Source organism: Hoylesella oralis ATCC 33269, assembly GCF_000185145.2.
Taxonomy (GTDB): domain Bacteria; phylum Bacteroidota; class Bacteroidia; order Bacteroidales; family Bacteroidaceae; genus Prevotella; species Prevotella phocaeensis.
In genome coordinates this window covers 1,430,124-1,446,060 of record NZ_GL833119.1, presented here as the reverse complement: position 1 = coordinate 1,446,060, position 15,937 = coordinate 1,430,124, and the positions used below count along the sequence as shown (strand labels likewise).

At 42.7% G+C, this 15,937-nt stretch carries 14 protein-coding genes; 4 read left to right on the top strand and 10 right to left on the bottom strand.

Features of this window, described 5'->3' with window-relative positions; translation table 11 throughout:
* Nucleotides 1-13: 13 nt before the first annotated feature.
* The gene (locus HMPREF0663_RS08550) at nucleotides 14-3,565 is read right to left on the bottom strand and encodes a SusC/RagA family TonB-linked outer membrane protein (RefSeq protein WP_016665207.1); all 3,552 of its coding nucleotides are present in this window, start codon (nucleotides 3,563-3,565) and stop codon (nucleotides 14-16) included.
* Nucleotides 3,566-3,750: 185 nt separating this feature from the next.
* On the bottom strand, nucleotides 3,751-4,734 hold the full coding sequence (locus HMPREF0663_RS08545) for a FecR family protein (RefSeq protein ID WP_004370038.1): 984 nt from the start codon (nucleotides 4,732-4,734) through the stop codon (nucleotides 3,751-3,753).
* A gap of 403 nt (nucleotides 4,735-5,137) precedes the next feature.
* Between HMPREF0663_RS08545 and HMPREF0663_RS08540 the strand changes: the two genes are divergently transcribed.
* Nucleotides 5,138-5,662, top strand: coding sequence for a methylated-DNA--[protein]-cysteine S-methyltransferase (locus tag HMPREF0663_RS08540; RefSeq protein ID WP_187115893.1), 525 nt, complete (start codon nucleotides 5,138-5,140; stop codon nucleotides 5,660-5,662).
* Nucleotides 5,663-5,926: 264 nt separating this feature from the next.
* Nucleotides 5,927-6,547, top strand: a complete 621-nt coding sequence (locus tag HMPREF0663_RS08535; RefSeq protein ID WP_004370035.1) for an RNA polymerase sigma-70 factor — start codon at nucleotides 5,927-5,929, stop codon at nucleotides 6,545-6,547.
* Here the strand turns inward: HMPREF0663_RS08535 and HMPREF0663_RS08530 are convergent.
* From HMPREF0663_RS08530 to HMPREF0663_RS11760, 8 genes are all read right to left on the bottom strand, one after another.
* Nucleotides 6,504-7,274: an SDR family NAD(P)-dependent oxidoreductase gene (locus tag HMPREF0663_RS08530; protein WP_016665209.1), complete on the bottom strand. Its 771-nt coding sequence runs from the start codon at nucleotides 7,272-7,274 to the stop codon at nucleotides 6,504-6,506. The genes HMPREF0663_RS08535 and HMPREF0663_RS08530 overlap by 44 nt on opposite strands.
* Before the next feature lie 21 nt (nucleotides 7,275-7,295).
* Nucleotides 7,296-8,624, bottom strand: a complete 1,329-nt coding sequence (locus tag HMPREF0663_RS08525) for a threonine/serine exporter family protein (protein WP_004370033.1) — start codon at nucleotides 8,622-8,624, stop codon at nucleotides 7,296-7,298.
* Nucleotides 8,625-8,954: 330 nt separating this feature from the next.
* On the bottom strand, nucleotides 8,955-9,797 hold the full coding sequence (locus HMPREF0663_RS08520) for a DNA-methyltransferase (protein WP_004370032.1): 843 nt from the start codon (nucleotides 9,795-9,797) through the stop codon (nucleotides 8,955-8,957).
* Nucleotides 9,775-10,557 carry a DNA-methyltransferase gene (locus HMPREF0663_RS08515; protein ID WP_004370031.1) on the bottom strand — a complete coding sequence of 261 codons (783 nt, stop codon included), beginning with the start codon at nucleotides 10,555-10,557 and terminating at the stop codon, nucleotides 9,775-9,777. The genes HMPREF0663_RS08520 and HMPREF0663_RS08515 overlap by 23 nt, the downstream gene beginning before the upstream one ends.
* Nucleotides 10,558-10,610: 53 nt before the next feature.
* The gene (locus HMPREF0663_RS08510; RefSeq protein ID WP_004370030.1) at nucleotides 10,611-11,735 is read right to left on the bottom strand and encodes a hypothetical protein; all 1,125 of its coding nucleotides are present in this window, start codon (nucleotides 11,733-11,735) and stop codon (nucleotides 10,611-10,613) included.
* Between the two features lie 6 nt (nucleotides 11,736-11,741).
* Complete coding sequence (locus HMPREF0663_RS08505) at nucleotides 11,742-12,533, bottom strand: hypothetical protein (RefSeq protein ID WP_004370029.1); 792 nt, start codon at nucleotides 12,531-12,533, stop codon at nucleotides 11,742-11,744.
* On the bottom strand, nucleotides 12,530-12,955 hold the full coding sequence (locus tag HMPREF0663_RS08500; protein WP_004370028.1) for a hypothetical protein: 426 nt from the start codon (nucleotides 12,953-12,955) through the stop codon (nucleotides 12,530-12,532). Before HMPREF0663_RS08500 ends, HMPREF0663_RS08505 begins: the two co-directional genes overlap by 4 nt.
* Nucleotide 12,956: 1 nt before the next feature.
* Nucleotides 12,957-13,175 (bottom strand): helix-turn-helix domain-containing protein, encoded by a 219-nt coding sequence (locus HMPREF0663_RS11760; protein WP_016665210.1) that lies wholly within the window; start codon nucleotides 13,173-13,175, stop codon nucleotides 12,957-12,959.
* A gap of 500 nt (nucleotides 13,176-13,675) precedes the next feature.
* On the opposite strand from HMPREF0663_RS11760, the gene HMPREF0663_RS08490 reads away from it, so the two are divergent.
* Both HMPREF0663_RS08490 and groL read left to right on the top strand, forming a co-directional pair.
* The gene (locus HMPREF0663_RS08490) at nucleotides 13,676-13,945 is read left to right on the top strand and encodes a co-chaperone GroES (RefSeq protein ID WP_036859172.1); all 270 of its coding nucleotides are present in this window, start codon (nucleotides 13,676-13,678) and stop codon (nucleotides 13,943-13,945) included.
* A 50-nt stretch (nucleotides 13,946-13,995) separates the two neighbouring features.
* The gene (groL, locus tag HMPREF0663_RS08485; RefSeq protein WP_004370025.1) at nucleotides 13,996-15,621 is read left to right on the top strand and encodes a chaperonin GroEL; all 1,626 of its coding nucleotides are present in this window, start codon (nucleotides 13,996-13,998) and stop codon (nucleotides 15,619-15,621) included.
* Nucleotides 15,622-15,937: the final 316 nt, after the last annotated feature.

Genomic DNA, 15,937 nt, shown 5'->3' with positions numbered 1-15,937 from the left:
ATTTTTTAGGTAATTAGAAATTAACTTTCAGCGAAAGACCATATGATCTCGAAGAGGGCATGTTGAATAACTCAAAGCCTCCAAGCCCATTACCTGTAGACAGTGAAACATCGGGATCGGTAGGACAGTCTTTATATAAGAAGAATAAATTACGTGCGATGAATGATACCGAAAGATTATGATTCATGCCCAAAAGATCACGAAACGTATAACCTAACGATAACTCGCGCAAACGGAAGTTCGTTGCATTATAGACATAATTGAGAGGATTAGACGAACCACCTAATACCTTATAATACTTATCAATCGGTACAATGCGGCCACTACCATCAGGAAGTTCGATACCGGGTTGGTTACCATAATCTTTCGCAACAATATTGTTAGCTTCCGCACGTGAACGCGCATCACCACTTCTTTTAGATACTCCGTAATAATCAAGATAAGATTCAGTTAACGAAATCACCTTACCACCAATACGTCCATTAATCAAGAAGAACAAATTGAAGTTTTTATAAGTAAACGTATTGCTCCAACCCATCTGCCACTTAGAATTCATGTTCCCCACAAAAATATCGTTTTTACCAGAATTATCCAGTTTGGGACTGCCATCATTAGCTACAGCAATTGTTCCATCTGCATTACGTTGAAAGTCGCTTACATACATATCTCCTACAGAACCACCTCTCTTATAACGTACACGCGCACCAGCTACATTTTGTTGAATAAGCATTTCTTTACCCTGTTTATCAAATGCAGTCTCCAAGATTTTGTTATTATTGAACGACACATTATAAGAAGTACGCCAGCGTAATTTCCTTACAGGATAGAAATCATAACCTATTGTAGCTTCAAATCCTTGATTACGCACACGTGCTGAATTATATAATGCAGTAAGACCACTCGAAGTTCCGGCTGTCATAAATAGGTCACGTACCGTTGCATTATAATAGGTAAAATCAAAGCTCAAACGTTCTCCAAAGAACAGAGTTTCTATACCTGTCTCGAAAGAACCTGTCTTTTCAGGACCGGGATGGAATTCCCCGACATAACCACTTCCTGCTGCAGCTCCCGATTGAAGATTGGTACGAATAGCACTATAAGCATTATTTGGTATCGAATTTCCTGCTTCTGAGTATGAAATACGATACTTTAAATAACTAAACCACTTTGGTAATTTAACCATAGAACTAACTATAGCATTCGCACCCACACCATAAAAATCAAAATAATCTTTAGATATAGCCCCTTTTTGCTTAAATATACGATAAGGACGATACCAGTCTCGACGGAAAGAACCGTCAATATAAACCATATCCTTCCAGCCTAATTGAGCAGTAAAAAGCCATGCACGGTCCCAATTCGAACTTTTCGAGGTTGTTGTCACTCCACGATCACCAGCATTAGTCTCAAAATAATTAACCTTAGTCGGTAGCTTTCTCATTAACGGATCAAGATAAGTAGCCTGCTCAATAGAAGTTCCTTTATTTGTAGACTTGATAGTATGGCCCACAAAACCAGCTGTTGCCGATACGACATAATCACCAAACTGTTTATTATAACTCAACAGATAATCGGTATAAATCTCAGTTGTCTTAGCTTCAGAGTCCCAAAAGCGACCATAGTCTACGATATTATCGGGTGAGAATGTTGTGGCACATTGACGGCTAGTACTATGAAAACGCAACTGATTATAGTTCATACGTACTTGAAAATCCAAACCATCATAGATATCAACCTTGGCAGTTATCGTTCCAAAAAGACGATTTTCTATCTGCTTACTACCATTCATATTGAGTAACCAATAAGGGTTATTATTATTTTTTGATAAGAAAGCCCAATTCTGAAGAGGACCAGTAAGATCTGCACGCTGACCAGATGTATATTTAAAGTTGCCCGTTGTCGGATCTAATTTATAATAAGCTTGCAATCCAGATGTCCAACGTCCGTCCGCTACATAATAATTATTTCGATAATACCCCATATCTAAGTTACGCGGTGCAGTATAAAGATGGTAAAGAGGATTGCCCACAGTACCACCGCCGGGACGATTACGTGTTATGGTTTCAGCATAGTTTAAAGACACATCAATATTCAAACGTTTGAAGAATTTAAATGTCTGGCGAAAATTGAATGAATTACGATTATAAGAATTAGTACGCATCATTCCATTCGCATGACTATTTGCCATCGAGAAATAAGAGCGCATTAACTCTGTTCCGCCAGATAAGGATACGGAATTATTAGTAGTAACTCCTGTACGGAAGAAATCTTTTACATCATCATGAGCAAAGTTACGCAAATGCACCGGATGTGTTTTGTCATAAAACCGATCACCCATAGGAGCATCGATAACCAGCTTATTATCGGGACGTTCTGTCAATTTCGGCCCCCAACTGTTAAGAGAAATTCCGCCGGTAGCCTCTTCAGATGCTCCATATATATTTTGGAACTTCGGCGTAAGAAGAGGAGTATCGAACGTAATATTCGATGTGAAATTAATATCGAGTTTACCCTCACGGCCTTTCTTTGTCGTAATCATAATAACCCCATTGGCTGCACGCGAACCGTAAAGTGCAGCGGCATTAGCACCCTTGAGTACGTTCATCGACTCGATATCGTCAGGGTTTATAAGCGACAAAGGATCCGAACCTTCCGATATACTGGAATATTCAAAACCTTCACCACCGCCGAATCCACGTTGTCCACGTGTAGAATTCTCCATTGGAACACCATCTACAACAATCAAAGGAGTGCTACTCCCGAGAATTGATTTATTTCCACGAAGAATAATTTTCGATGCACCACCGGCACCACCTGCATTAGGTGTAATCGTTATACCTGAGACCTTCCCTTCTAAAGAATTAGCCACGTTAGGATCTTGTACTTTCATAAGGTCTTCAGCCTTTACGCGTTGAGTGGCGTAGGTTAGTGAACTCTCCTTACGCTGAATACCCATAGCGGTAACGACCACCTCTTGCAGCTTGTTTTCTTCTTCGCGCAAAGTAACGTTAAGCACACTTCTTCCGCCGGCAAGCAGTGTTTGTGGAGCAAATCCTATGTATGAAAACTCTAACGCGGGGTTACTTTCATTGGTGGTAATTGCATATTCACCGTCCACATTTGTTACCACAGCGATACCGGAGTTCCGCACTTTTACGCTCACTCCGATAAGAGGCTCCCCCGTTGTATCTACCACCTTTCCCGAAATCTTCCGCGTTACGCCTTGTGTACTCCTTGGCTGTACACTGCTTTCTTGGCCTTCCAAGCGCTTACGAATGGTAATCATCTTGTTCTGAATGTCGAAACTATTACCGGTTCCGAGCACTCTTGTCAACACTTCGCGTACGGGTGTTTGCTTGAAAGACGCTGTAATTTTTCTGTTTGTGTCTACTTCATCCACATTATAGATGACCGACATTTTTGTCTGCCGTTCCACTTCTTTCAGCACTGTCTTCAGCGACTCGTTCTTAAATGTCTTCGTTACAGTCTGCGCACTTGCACCTACCGAGAAGAATAGTGAAACAGCAAAAATCAACCATAGCAAATAAGTTTGCTTTTTGTTCATGGTGAGTTTCATTTTAGATTCGATGTTTTTAATTAATTATTATTTAAGTTTGTTTTTAAGCAGTATTATTTTCAGGTCTCGCGTTTGTACCGGTCGACCGTAATATTGAGTATTAATTACTGATTATGAGCTTTGATTTGTAATAGCAGATTGGTTTATAAGTAGTTTATTTTCAGGATAGAAAGTCAGCGCAAACGTATATCCTTACCGTGCCGACTGACGCGTATGGGCGCCGTTTTCTGCAACCCCGAGAGCACTTCTTCTATTGTTTCGCCGTTATGCAGCGACACTGCAAAACGCTCGGATCGCAAACGGGCGCTCTCAATCTGTATATTTACGTCGTATTTACGCGATAGCACCTTGGCTAAATCGGCCAATGTAATATTATCATATTCGGTGGCATCGACTATCCATGCGCTCGTATTCCTCTTCGAAACCGATTTGGTAAGCTCGCCCGACTGTTTGTCCAACGTTACCGTTTCGCCCGGTTTCATCATCAATTCGCCTGCCTCGGCATGAATAGCCACACTGCCTTCGAGCAGTTCAGTGGTAACCAAGCGGTCGTTGCTGTAGGCCGAAACATCGAATTTCGTGCCCTTTACCACAACATCATAGCCTTTCGTCTTTACTGTAAACTCGATTCCGTCGTGCTTGGCCACTTCGAAATAAGCCTCACCTTGCAATTCTACCTCGCGATGTTTATTATTAAATAAGGTAGAATAGCGCAAAGTAGAGCCGGCATTCAGCCATATTCTGGAGCCGTCGGGCAGAGTTACCTGCGACCGGCTGCCCATTGGGGCCTCACAGGTATAGAAACTCTCGGCGGTTGTCATATCTGCAAATTTCAACGTAAGTACCGACGATAGGGCTATGAGCGCCACAACCGACGCTGCCGCCACGGCAATACGCCACTTCTTGGTCATGCCGCCACGATACATATGCGCCGTTTCTTTCGTTTTATCGATATGTTTCTCGATGACATGCCATGCCTTTTGAGTATCGGCATCGGCAATATGTATCTTCGCCCAAAGGTCTCCCCATTGGCGAAATAGTTCGCGGTTAGCATCGCTCTGCTCCACAAATGCCAGCAGTACATGCTCATCCTCGCGCCGAATACTCCCCTCGAAGTATTGCTTTGCAAGATTTTCCATATCTTGTAGATTGTTCATCTTCTTGTCTTGGTTGTCAGGTTATTTTCCGCTGTTTAGAGTTGCTTATTCTGTTTGTTCGCTCCTGTATTTTCATGCGGTTACATTTATATGACAACTCAAAAGTTCGTTACCCCCCTCTACTCCTACAAAAAAATATTTTTCCTTGCAGAAAATATAAAAACTCTCTGCACCACACGCTCCGCACAAACCGTACATCTATCGAAAACAGAAGTACGGTCTGTGCGTAATAAAGATATGCTCCGACCTCTGTAAACAGGCCGTCTATCGTCGGAACCTCGGCCAAGAAGCCAAGAAAAAAGACCGTTTTTTCCTCGTTTCCGAATAGTTTTTTTATCTTTACAACCGAGATGCAAAACTTATGAACACAGAAAACAAAAAAGACAGAAGGAGGCAACAAACAATGATATACATTAATATATATAAATCACCCATCGGAGATATCGAGCTTTTCAGCGACGGCAAAGCGTTGATAAGGTTACAGTTTACAGGACAAAAATATGCTGCCAACACATGCAATACCGATATCTCGCATCCCCACCTGCCAGTGTTTCTGCAGACAAAGGCATGGCTCGATGCCTATTTCAGCGGCACCAATCCAAACAATCCGCCTCCCCTGAGTCCGCAAGGCACGGCTTTCCGCCTCGAAGTGTGGCGCATTCTGCAGACCATTCCCTACGGAACAACCGTAACATACGGGCATATCGCCCGCCACATGGCGAACCTGCGCGGCATCGAAAGCCTATCGGCACAAGCCGTAGGCGGCGCCGTGGGGCACAATCCCATTAGCATCATCATTCCCTGCCACCGTGTTGTAGGCGCCGATGGCAGCCTTACCGGCTATGCCGGAGGTACGGAACGCAAGGCGTGGTTATTGGCTTTAGAGAAAAAGAACCCGCTTCGCATCTCAAGAACTCTGCTTTTCTAAATCTTCTTAAAATAGCCATCATCCCCTCAGCAGCCTATTTCAGGGAGGCATGAAAAACTTAAACGAGCCAAATTCCCGCTATTCCCGCTTCTCATCTCCCATAAACCTGCCTCCCCTCTTTTTCCCGCCCATTCATCATCTCACCCCCAAATAGAAACAACAAACCGTACCGCAAAAACAAACCAATATATCGGAAAAAAGGAGAGAATATTTGCTATTTCTTATTTATTTTTGTATTTTTGCGACACAGTTTGCAATCTAAAGATGCCAAAAATTGTAGGAGAAGATCAACTATTTATAGCCATTAAAAACGGAGACAAGCACGCCTTTGAGTTCCTTTTTAAAACTTTATATCCTCGTCTCCGTAATTATGCGTCGCATTTTCTCGATGTTCAAGAAACATCTAAGGACATTGTTCAGGAGTGTTTCCTACAACTTTGGGAAGATCGCAATACCATCGTCGTCACTTCCCTGTCGTCTCTACTCTTCACAATGGTACGAAATCGTTGTCTTAACCATCTGAAGCATTTGGCCATTGTACAAGACTATAAAGCCAAAATCATGGTACATACACAGGGTTCGGAGTTGCTGTATCATACCGACTTCACAGGAAGAGCCGACGGAAAGATGCTCTTCGATGAACTGAGAGAAGAAATATATAAGGCGATGGAAGAACTTCCGCCGCGCACACGCGAAGTTTTCGAACTGAGTAGAATACAAGGACTCAAGAACAAGGAGATAGCCACACGGTTGGATATCTCCGTAAAAGTCGTAGAAAAACATATCACCAAAACGCTTTCGGCATTACGGAAACGCTTCCCGCAATATACGAAAGAGGTCATCAGCGTACTGATTCTTCTTTGGGCGGAGTCGCATGTAATGTAGATACAGGGGCGAAACGTACACGTCGCCACAGCCAATTGGGCAGCCTGCGCCATAGAAATACGAGCGCCCGATAACGCCAATCTATCACGCACACATGGCGCCTACGCCCGATAGCCCGCACAATCTGCCGCGCCACAGGGCCTTTTTGCATCAACATGGGATAGCTGTCGCCCGTCAAGAGGTCGGTATCTACGAAGCCGGGACGTATGTCTGTAAACGATATACCGAGCTTACGGCTGTTCGAGAGCTGCTCCAAAGCCTGAATATAGGTGCTCTGGAAAGCCTTCGAAGCGCTGTATGCCGCTGCCGGACCTAAGCCCTTGGTACCCGCAACCGACGAGATAACGGCGATATGTCCGCCCCCATGCGCCGCCATATAGCCGAACATGGTGTCGATCATGCTCGCAAAACCCGCCACATTGGTAGCTATCGTGCGTGCTTCAATGCCCGCTTCGAGCTGCCGGTTCTGCTTTCCGATGCCCGAAGCATGCAGGTACAACTGCACTCCGCCCATCGTTTCTACGAGTTGCAGCAGCCGTGCGGGGGCGTCATCGGCCGTTATATCGATGCACATTACCGTCGCCAAATCGGGATAGACCTTGCGCATTTCTTCCATAGGCTCCGTGCGCCGCGCCGCCAAGCCTACGCTCCACCCTTCTTCCAACAGCAGTTTAGCCACCTCGCGCCCTATGCCCGACGAAGCTCCCATTACGATTGCATGCTTCATTTTCTTCCTCCTATCAAAAGATTATTTGCCTTCCTTGCGCGTTACAGAGAACGTCTCTTTGCGGAAAAGGAAGATCGGGATGACACAACAAGCCACCATACCGAACATAACCATTACCGTAAGCGACGAATTATGGAAGAACCGTGTAATATATTCGTTCGCCACATCGGGCATCTGCACTATATCTATCAGGTCGCGAACGGCTTTATAGGCAAACATTCCGGGCACCATAGCAAGCAAAGCGGGGAATGCAAAGCCCTCAGCCGGATAGTGTATCTTCATTGCAGCGGGCACTGCGAGCAATCCCACCACAAGTCCGGCAAGCGAAGAGGCTACCACTTGGTCGCACATGAATTGCGGATGGTGCATGAAGAAATAGCGAACGCCGTGCCCGACACACGAAAGACAGGCTGTTATAAATAATGCCTTTCGCGGCGGATTGGATATTATAGCGAAGCCGGTTCCCGCTACAGCGGCGAAAAGTCCATCGGCTACGGCTGCTGAAACGACATCCGGCCGCGTTAGTTTGGTAAACACGAAGGGGTTGACATCAAAGATGGTAAGCGTAAACGACAGTCCCAAGGCTATACTTACGATAAGCAATCCGGCATTGAGCAGTCGGGCGAAGCCGTTAAGTACATGCTTATCGATCGTATCCATTACCCCATTGATGATAGGGACGCCCGGTATAAGGTAAAGCATCGACGTTCCTAACGACATATCTTCGGTGCCTCCGTGGAAATAGAGATAATCGGTGGCGCCGATCATCGTGGAAACAAACGAACATATAGTGAACACCGCGAGTACGTTCCAACGGCGTTTTGTCAACTCCTGTCGTACGAAGAAGCCCACGAAAGTGGCTATCCAAACGATACACATCGAGGTATAGTTGCCATCGAACAGCCTGCAAAAGCAGGCATTGGCAAAGGCTACAAGGATCAGCACCGTCCAACGACTCTCACGGGGCTCACTTATAATCCTGCGAAACTCACTCCATAACGTCTCTAAAGGGAGCTTTTCGTCGAACGCACGCCACGAGAGATGCGACAGTTTCATATTTATTTTGAAGTTCAACGCCATGGCCGGCGTCTTTTTCACGTAGGTGTAGGAATGCTCGCGGTTCTCGTTGTGCAGCGTAATGCTGATAGTTTGCGGGAACATCAATATGTTGCACCAATAACCGAACGACTTGGCAATGCGGATAGTATTATACTGTATGCGCGACGTTTGTACGCCCACGGCCTCTAAAGTGGCCGCATACTCCGCAAGGAAAATGGCTTTTTCTTTCAAATCTTTATGAATATCCGCCACACTTTGCACCGGATGTGTTTCCTGAATGTTATCGTTCATATCTGTTTATTCTGTTGATAATACAATTCGGCTGTGCAAAGTTACTAAAAACCGGCATAAAACACGAACATTTTGCCAAGAACCTATCTCAAAAAAGCATTACCTGCATCGCAAACATTTCACCATAATAATATATATAAAACGTTGTACCTGAAAAAGACTTCTTCACAGCATTCCACCGGTATACAGCATCTTTAGCAGGCATACAAATATGATACAATCTAAATAAAACATACAGATAATACAGACAAATTGCCTATATACAAACCATACAACTTATTTTCAATATAAAAACAACATATAAGCGCATTCCTAAAAACCAGCCAATTTCTACAACACCTCGTTATCTACCCGCTTCTTGATGATAGGAACAAATTTCTTATCCAATTCAATTCCAAGCCCTACTCTACCCAATTTCTGGGCAGCTACCAATGTGGTACCACTACCAAGAAATGGATCCAGCACCACATCTCCCTTATGTGTAGTCATCTTGATAATACGCTCTATCATCGGCGTGGGAAATATACATGGATGTTCAGCAAGCCCAAGTTTGTTCTTAGTCATATTGTTTACACGGTCAAAATACCAGAAATCGCTCCCTTCCACATCGAAGTTCCACGTATCAGTCGGGTTTCTTCCTGCCCCTCCCTCTAATCTTTTGTCGTTTTTGGTTATATAAGGAATCCTTATATCATTCAAGTTAAATTGATAATTATCTATATCTTTCACAAACCACAATATAGCTTCCCATCTGCCACTTAATCTATTTACGCAATTTTGCATATTATTAAAATGCCACACAATGCTGTTCCTAAGAGCATAACCATGCCTTTTAAATATAAAATAAGCCATAGCATCGAGCGGTATAATCTCTTTTGTTTTCTTATCGGGTACAGGAGATACATTCAATAAGAAGCTACCATCATCGGTAAGAACACGCTTGGCAGCCTCGGCAACACGCCCAATTAAATTCTCCCATTCGGCAAAGCTCCGGTTATCATTATACTTTCCATATTTTTTATTCAGATTATATGGAGGCGACGTAACGATCGTATTTACCGACTTCTCGCGCATTTTCTTCATTGTAGAGACACACTCCCCGATAGCAAAGAAGCAGTTGTTTACCGAATATACATTTCGTTGTTTCGGACTAAAATAAATCTGTCCCGCCATTATTCTCAAGTCTTTTATTTGCAATTTCGATATATTCCGGCTCTATTTCGTAGCCCACATAACGACGATTGAGCCTTTTAGCTACGACAGCTGTCGTTCCGCTACCCATAAACGGATCGAGTACGAGGTCTCCTTCGTGGGTTCCGACTTTAATAATACGCTCTACAAGTTCTTCAGGATACTGGGAAGGATGCTCTGTACGTTCCGGCGAATTTCCACTTACCAACGATATTTTCCAAACATCCGTAGGATTTTTCAACTGGCTTTTATACCTATCGGGACGATAGTTCAAGGCAGGAATTTTCACATCATCCAAATTGAATGTGTATTTATCCTTGTTCTTCGTAAAAAAGAACACATATTCGTATCTTGAACAGAAACGTTTTTGAGTAGCTCCCCCCCAGTCGAAATTCCAAATAACAATATTCTTAAGGTACATATCTTTAAAATATTCCATTATCCAAAACGGGGGCTGTATTACACAGTTCTCGTATCTATTCTTGATATTGAACCAAATTTGGCCGTCGTCTTTCAACACTCGTTTGGTCTCCTTGATCACCTTATCCAGCATCTTTCGGTAATCTGCTTCGGATTGCTTATCGGCATACTTCTTCCCTTTAGAGCTTACAATACGTCTGTTTTTCCACTTATTACCGTAAGAAATATCTATATTGTAAGGCGGAGAAGTAACCATAAGTGAAACAGACTTATCTGGTATTTCGCTCATGAACTCACTACTATGATTGAATATCTTATCCATAAAGCTAATTATAGTATGCTAAATTACTGTTTTTCCATAACTCTGCCAACTTTCTACCGAGCATTATACCTAAATACATCGAAATTATGAATTATTAACCTTGCCCTACACTCATAGGTATATGAGGAAGATTGCCCCGATTGATGCAGAAGAATACCTTTGAGTATTTCTTTCATATCAGACATATTGAAATATGCTACCTCCAACGCCGCCTCATGAAGTTTGAGTATTTTGCGGTATGTATCGGGAGTAATTCTAATCAATTTCTTCGTCACGTAATCAAAATAACCCGAAAAAGCCGTATTCTTTGTGTTACCGTCAATAGCTCTATTGTAAGCTGTAGTGTTATCTACAGAAAAACATTTATTATTTCCAAGCGTATTCTTTATTATTTCTGCTTTGGCTATACCGCCGCATCCCAAGAAATGAACCTTATTAAATCTTTCTAAATGCAATAGATTATCCATTGCTTGTAAGCGTACCTGCATCTTATTTTTAGGATAATCGGCAAGTCCACCTATACCAAGTTTCGTCGGCATATAATCCAGTTGTGACAGATAATACTCTATATCTTCATTTGTCCAAGCGACATTTATAATGGTCAACAGCTTATCTGTATTCTTTCCGGTCCCGCGATATGTTATGTTAGCATACCTGATGCAAGCATCTATCAACTGTCTCTTATTTACGGTATCACTAAACAAATCCCTACTTATATTACCACTTTGTGTCCTTACTTTAAACAAGTTCGGAATATCAAAAGTAACGGCATTATCGATAGAAGAACTATTGATGACCGAGCAATACTTATCAAGTATCTGTTCTTTCTCCATAATATCATCGAATTTCCAAATAATTTCTTCGGCGTTGATATTATCATATTTTTCCGTTATATAGCTCACCATCTTGGTCGTTCCTACATCCATAATCAGATTACTCGGCCTCAGCATCACCGGATCATCGGTATTGTCACATACCCACTTACGGACATTATCGACCGTATTCCATATTTTAGGTTTTACAATACTCGTATGTGAACGATGATTAAAGAATATATCGCCGAACTTAATCAGTATATGATCCTTAAAATACTTGGGCATGTATTGTAAGAAGATACGATCTATACCGTTCCAATCTCCTGCACCACCACCCGAACTATATACAAAATAAAAGTCCATTATCGGTTATTGTTTTAACGAAGTTATAAACTCTTTGAATGTTATCATATTCAACATCGGTGGATATATCTTGGTTATCTCTTGATGAGCGATGGCGTCTCCCTCGCGCGTTTTTCTTGTAAACTGATCGTTCCCTAAGTGATTATAATAATCAAACACCTCCTGTACCGGCATCGCAAATATGCCCTTAATATGGAAACTATCGAACCACCAAACGTAATATACCGGTATACCCAAAGGTAAAATATCATTTTCTATCTTCGTTCGTTGCAACTGCAATTTCTTTCCGGTATCTAATGTAAGAGAAGATTCATAATCATACCGAGACGTTGCATAAGGGTACGTATTGTGTATTTTAGTATTGGCATAAATAAACGGTACCTGAATATATTTCAATTCATAATAAGCAACGACTTTATTACCCGACACTACTTCAAAATCAGGAAAAGGAAATCCTTTCTTCTTCACATATATATCTTTCGTAGCAAGGAACATTTGCAGAGCTTTCTCATACCACTGTCCTTTCTGTATGTCCATTCCCTTTAAGAATTCATTCCTTCTTCCAAGGCATTTCGGTACTTCTTTTTTATATATTTCCGTAAGCCCTTGTATCTGTTCTTTCAGTTCTTTTACAGAAATCGGTGCCGATGTCCTTCTCTGTTTCCAAAACATCTCTTTATAACAGGTTACATTAAAATCAGTAAAAGTTAAAAGACGTTTGAATTTCTTCTCTATTTCATTCTGATGCTCGTTACAAAAATCGATGAGTTCTCTATATAATTCTACCTCTTGTTTCATAGTTCATTCGAGATTTTAAGTACCACTTCGGGCAAACGATCCATTCCGTTAAGGATAAACTTACTCAATTCATCCAACTTATGAGAACCCAACATATATTCTCTTATTACGTTCCCCTCTACGACATTGGATACTCCATCATCGTCTTCTATAATAAGAAACAGAGGTCTGTCTAAAGTCGAAAACTGAGATTTTATAAACTTACCAAGCATACCACTGAAAGTTTCATGGTTCCAATAGGAACTCAAAATGGTATCACCCGACTTCTTACAAAAGATAAGATACGAGTGGATATTCCTTGTATGGTCAAGAAGAATATGCTTGGGTATACCATCAGTGGCAAAATTTGCCTCTTCTATATGGAATCGATAAAGCTTTTTCAGCCGTGCGACATAATTATTTTCAAATCGTACGATATCCATATCAGTCGAATAAATCTTTTATATCTATACCGAGTGCATCAGCTATCTTCTTTATATTACATAAAGTGACATTCTTTTCTGCACGTTCGATCATACCGATATAGGTACGATGAAGACCTGCACGGAATGCAAGCTCCTCCTGCGAAATATTCATGTCTTCTCTATACCGCCGAACTATTTGCCCAAATCGAACAAGGACGTCTTGCTTTATATACTTCACATCTGCTATTTTTAGTATGCAAAAGTAGGATAAATACACAACCTGTACAACATACTATAATTAGCATTATGCAAAAAAGAAATAAAATAAAATAGGTTATCCGGATATCTTTTCGAAACAGATGGTATATCTAAAGACCTTAAATAGCATATCTAAGCAACTTAGAACACTTATCTATCCGAAATATTTGTAAGATATTGGTAACCAAAAGATAGGAACAGGCCTGCAACATGCGCCGTATCTCTCTTACGAAGAGGGCGGAAAGACTACTCGAAATACATGCTCACCTCCCGACAGATATACGAACACTCGAAAACAGATATGCGGAACGTATGACACATTTGTCACACCACAGACTGACAGATGTGGCACATATCGTCTTTGGCACACTTTTCGCATTGCCCCAAGTGTCCGCCCTACAGGCCGAAGACCTTACGGACGGAGCATTTACCACGCCTGAAGTGCGTGCGAAAACGTTTAATCATATTAATATAATAATTATGAACATCAAACCATTAGCAGACAGAGTGCTGGTACTTCCGGCACAGGCTGAAGAGAAAGTAGGCGGTATTATCATCCCTGATACGGCCAAAGAAAAGCCGCAACGCGGCAAAGTAGTTGCAACAGGCAACGGTACAAAGGATGAAGAGATGGTACTCAAAGAGGGCGATACCGTGCTCTACGGCAAATACAGCGGCACTGAATTAGAGGTAGAAGGCGAAAAATACCTGATGATGCGCCAAAGCGACGTACTCGCAGTGGTAAAATAAGCATCCGAAACATAACTTTTAAAAATAACATTTAAAACATTTAGAATAAAATGGCTAAAGATATTAAATTCAATACCGAGGCACGCGACGTGCTCAAACAAGGCGTAGATCAGTTGGCTAACGCCGTAAAAGTAACGTTAGGCCCTAAAGGTCGCAACGTTGTATTGGAAAAGAAATTCGGTGCACCGCAGATAACAAAGGACGGTGTTACCGTGGCTAAAGAAATTGAACTCGAGGATAAGCTCGCCAACACGGGCGCCCAACTCGTAAAAAGTGTAGCTTCGAAGACCGGAGACGATGCTGGCGACGGTACTACAACGGCTACTATCCTTACACAGGCCATCGTTAATGAGGGTTTGAAGAACGTAACCGCCGGTGCTAACCCGCTGGATTTGAAGCGTGGAATAGACAAGGCAGTAAACAAAGTAGTGGAATATATCAAGGCTAATGCCGAGGTTGTAGGCAATAACTACGACAAGATAGAACAGGTAGCTACGGTATCTGCCAACAACGATCCCGAGATCGGAAAGCTCTTGGCCGACGCTATGCGCAAGGTATCTAAAGACGGTGTGATTACTATAGAGGAAAGCAAGAGCCGCGAAACCAACATCGGTGTGGTCGAGGGTATGCAGTTCGACCGCGGATATCTATCGGGTTACTTCGTTACAGATGCCGATAAGATGGAATGCGTGATGGAAAATCCGTACATCCTTATATATGATAAGAAGATCAGCAACCTCAAAGACTTCCTCCCGATACTGCAACCAGCAGCAGAAAGCGGCCGTCCGTTGCTCGTAATTGCCGAGGATGTCGACTCTGAAGCATTGACTACGCTGGTTGTAAACCGCTTAAGAGGAGGATTAAAGATATGTGCTGTCAAGGCTCCGGGCTTCGGTGATCGTCGCAAGGCCATGCTCGAAGATATCGCAGTGCTTACGGGTGGCGTCGTTATCAGCGAGGACAAAGGCCTCAAATTGGAGCAGGCAACGCTCGAAATGCTCGGTACAGCAGACAAAGTTACAGTGTCTAAGGACTATACAACGATTGTTAACGGCGCTGGAAAGAAAGAGAATATCGCCGATCGTGTAGCTCAAATCAAGAATGAAATAGCAAACACCAAGAGTTCTTACGACAAAGAGAAACTACAGGAACGCTTGGCAAAGCTCGCAGGTGGTGTGGCTGTGCTTTACGTAGGTGCCAACAGCGAGGTCGAGATGAAGGAGAAAAAAGACCGAGTTGATGATGCTCTCTGCGCTACACGTGCCGCAATGGAAGAAGGAGTGGTAGCCGGAGGCGGCACAACCTATATACGTGCACAAGACGCATTGAAGGACTTGAAGGGCGAGAATGCCGATGAACAGACGGGTATCAATATTGTTGCCCGTGCTATTGAGGAGCCCTTGCGCCAGATTGTTGCCAATGCAGGCGGCGAAGGTGCTGTGGTTGTCGACAAAGTACGTGCCGGCAAAGGAGACTATGGCTTCAATGCACGTACCGAAGTTTACGAGGATATGCGCAAAGCAGGTGTCATCGATCCGGCAAAGGTTGCCCGCGTAGCGCTCGAAAACGCAGCCTCTATCGCAGGTATGTTCCTTACTACAGAGTGTCTCATCGTAGACAAACCCGAGGAAAAGCCCGCTATGCCGGCACAACCCGGTATGGGTGGCATGATGTAACAGCACATGCAACATCAGTAGGAAACTGAAATAAAAAACAAAGACAAAGGGGATGGATTGTTACAATTCATCCCCTTTTCGTAGTATTTTTATGTTAAAATCAACATTTAATCACCAAAAAGTTTTGTTATTAGCATGAAACTACTTAACTTTGTGGCATCAATTAGACAGAATTAAACAAAATCAATCTCTATTTACAATAAACTATACGGCCGGAAAGCCGGCGAGATATTTTTGATTTGTTTTAGTAGATTAGTTTTTAAGTAGTTTGTTTTTGGAAATCGGTTGTCGTGATGACATCCGATTTTTTGTATAT

What these genes read in the sequence shown, in the direction of transcription:
- HMPREF0663_RS08550 (WP_016665207.1), bottom strand. Translation starts at nt 3,565, where the DNA reads ATGAACAAAAAGCAAACTTATTTGCTATGGTTGATTTTTGCTGTTTCA.
- HMPREF0663_RS08545 (WP_004370038.1), bottom strand. Translation starts at nt 4,734, where the DNA reads ATGAACAATCTACAAGATATGGAAAATCTTGCAAAGCAATACTTCGAG.
- HMPREF0663_RS08540 (WP_187115893.1), top strand. Translation starts at nt 5,138, where the DNA reads ATGATATACATTAATATATATAAATCACCCATCGGAGATATCGAGCTT.
- HMPREF0663_RS08535 (WP_004370035.1), top strand. Translation starts at nt 5,927, where the DNA reads ATGCCAAAAATTGTAGGAGAAGATCAACTATTTATAGCCATTAAAAAC.
- HMPREF0663_RS08530 (WP_016665209.1), bottom strand. Translation starts at nt 7,274, where the DNA reads ATGAAGCATGCAATCGTAATGGGAGCTTCGTCGGGCATAGGGCGCGAG.
- HMPREF0663_RS08525 (WP_004370033.1), bottom strand. Translation starts at nt 8,624, where the DNA reads ATGAACGATAACATTCAGGAAACACATCCGGTGCAAAGTGTGGCGGAT.
- HMPREF0663_RS08520 (WP_004370032.1), bottom strand. Translation starts at nt 9,797, where the DNA reads ATGGCGGGACAGATTTATTTTAGTCCGAAACAACGAAATGTATATTCG.
- HMPREF0663_RS08515 (WP_004370031.1), bottom strand. Translation starts at nt 10,557, where the DNA reads ATGGATAAGATATTCAATCATAGTAGTGAGTTCATGAGCGAAATACCA.
- HMPREF0663_RS08510 (WP_004370030.1), bottom strand. Translation starts at nt 11,735, where the DNA reads ATGGACTTTTATTTTGTATATAGTTCGGGTGGTGGTGCAGGAGATTGG.
- HMPREF0663_RS08505 (WP_004370029.1), bottom strand. Translation starts at nt 12,533, where the DNA reads ATGAAACAAGAGGTAGAATTATATAGAGAACTCATCGATTTTTGTAAC.
- HMPREF0663_RS08500 (WP_004370028.1), bottom strand. Translation starts at nt 12,955, where the DNA reads ATGGATATCGTACGATTTGAAAATAATTATGTCGCACGGCTGAAAAAG.
- HMPREF0663_RS08490 (WP_036859172.1), top strand. Translation starts at nt 13,676, where the DNA reads ATGAACATCAAACCATTAGCAGACAGAGTGCTGGTACTTCCGGCACAG.
- groL (WP_004370025.1), top strand. Translation starts at nt 13,996, where the DNA reads ATGGCTAAAGATATTAAATTCAATACCGAGGCACGCGACGTGCTCAAA.